This window comes from Mesorhizobium sp. M2A.F.Ca.ET.037.01.1.1 (assembly GCF_003998075.1).
Classification (GTDB): Bacteria; Pseudomonadota; Alphaproteobacteria; order Rhizobiales; family Rhizobiaceae; genus Mesorhizobium.
Window position 1 is genome coordinate 1 of the sequence record NZ_RZSA01001282.1, and the last position, 1,540, is coordinate 1,540.

The window sequence follows — 1,540 nt, forward strand, 5'->3', positions numbered from 1 at the left end:
CGACATCACCGTCGACACGGTTACGTCCTGGATCACTGAGGCGAAGAAGCGCGGCATCGAGATCGTGCCGATCTCGGCGGTGGCCATAGATCCGCAAAAGGGCTAACGCTACCCGCCTCGCCGCACTCAATCCTCGAGACCGCTGGAACGCTGACCCATGGCCAAGACGATCGATCCCGAAACGCTGCCTTATCGTCCCTGCGTCGGGCTGATGATCCTCAACAAGGCCGGCCTGGTCTGGGTCGGGCACCGCATCGCCGAGCCGGACAGCGAGTTTGCCGGCACCACGCAGCTCTGGCAGATGCCGCAAGGTGGCATCGACAAGGGCGAGGAGCCGATCGAGGCCGCGGGCCGCGAACTCTATGAGGAAACCGGCATGCGCAGCGTGTCGCTGCTTGCCGAGGCGCCGCACTGGATCAATTACGACCTGCCGCCGCATCTGGTCGGCGTCGCCTTCAAGGGCCGCTATCGTGGCCAGACGCAGAAATGGTTCGCCTACCGCTTCGAGGGCGATGAGAGCGAGATCGCAATCAATCCGCCGCCCGGCGGCCACACGGCCGAATTCGACGAATGGGCCTGGCGGCCGATGCGCGAGCTGCCCGAGCTGATCGTACCGTTCAAGCGCAAGGTCTATGAGCAGGTTGTGGAGGCATTCCAGCATCTTGTTCGCTAGACGTGGCAGGCTAAGTTCGGCAAGCGAAGAGGTTGGCACCGTAGTCGAGATCATGCTTTGTTGATGCTGATGTGCTGCATGCAAAGAGGCAAACATGAACGACGCGCGGCAAGCGCACTTTAGCGAAGCGTCGGCGCTGCCCCTCATCGCCCTGCCGGGCACTTCTCCCCGTATAGTGACGGGGAGAAGGGGCTGGCCGCAGCCTCGGCGCGCTTCTTGCGACGTTGGTGATTGGCGAAATCGGCAGCGACAGCGCCCCTCTCCCGTCACTATACGGGGAGAGGATGCCGGCAGGCAGGTGAGGGGCAGCGCCAGCGTCCAAAGTCGTGCGTCGCCGCAACAATTGCAAACCGCCTGCGACGATTGCCTTGATGAGTGATGCCGAAGTGACTTCGCTGCAAACAGTCGCTGCCAATGGTTCGACGGTCAGCGAGGCGGCCGCCGGCGCGATCCTGACGATCGACCTCGGCGCCATCCGGGAAAACTATCGCCGGTTGAAGGCGCGGCTGGGCGGCGTTCGCTGCGCCGGCGTGCTCAAGGCAGACGGCTATGGACTTGGCGCCGCCCAAGTGGCCGAGGCGCTGGCGAAAGAGGGCTGCGACATCTTCTTCGTCGCGCTGCCCGACGAGGGCATCGCGCTGCGCAACGCGATCGGGCCCGGACCTGACATCTTCGTGCTGAACGGACTGCCTCCGGGTTCGGAACCGGAAGCGCAAGCGGCCGGACTTTGCCCGGTCGTCAACAGCGCCATCCAGCTGAAGGCCTGGCGCCAGGCCGCGCGGAGCGCGGGCCGGAGCCTGCCTGCCGCCATCCAGGTCGATAGCGGCATGGCCCGGCTCGGCATGGCGCCGACGGACGTCGAGGCGG

2 protein-coding genes and 1 pseudogene are annotated in these 1,540 nt (G+C 65.3%); all 3 read left to right on the forward strand.

Translation table 11 applies throughout. The features are described 5' to 3' along the window. Nucleotides 1-106, forward strand: a pseudogene (locus tag EOA27_RS42715) (divergent polysaccharide deacetylase family protein); the annotation flags it as partial. A 51-nt stretch (nucleotides 107-157) separates the two neighbouring features. Beyond that, nucleotides 158-673 (forward strand): RNA pyrophosphohydrolase, encoded by a 516-nt coding sequence (locus EOA27_RS35935; RefSeq protein WP_126080698.1) that lies wholly within the window; start codon nucleotides 158-160, stop codon nucleotides 671-673. 371 nt (nucleotides 674-1,044) lie between these two features. Further along, nucleotides 1,045-1,540 (forward strand): alanine racemase (locus EOA27_RS35945; RefSeq protein WP_189562299.1); only part of this gene is annotated, 496 nt, incomplete at its 3' end.

Bases quoted from the DNA above. Each gene is read 5' to 3' on its own strand.
- EOA27_RS35935 (WP_126080698.1), top strand. From the start codon at position 158: ATGGCCAAGACGATCGATCCCGAAACGCTGCCTTATCGTCCCTGCGTC.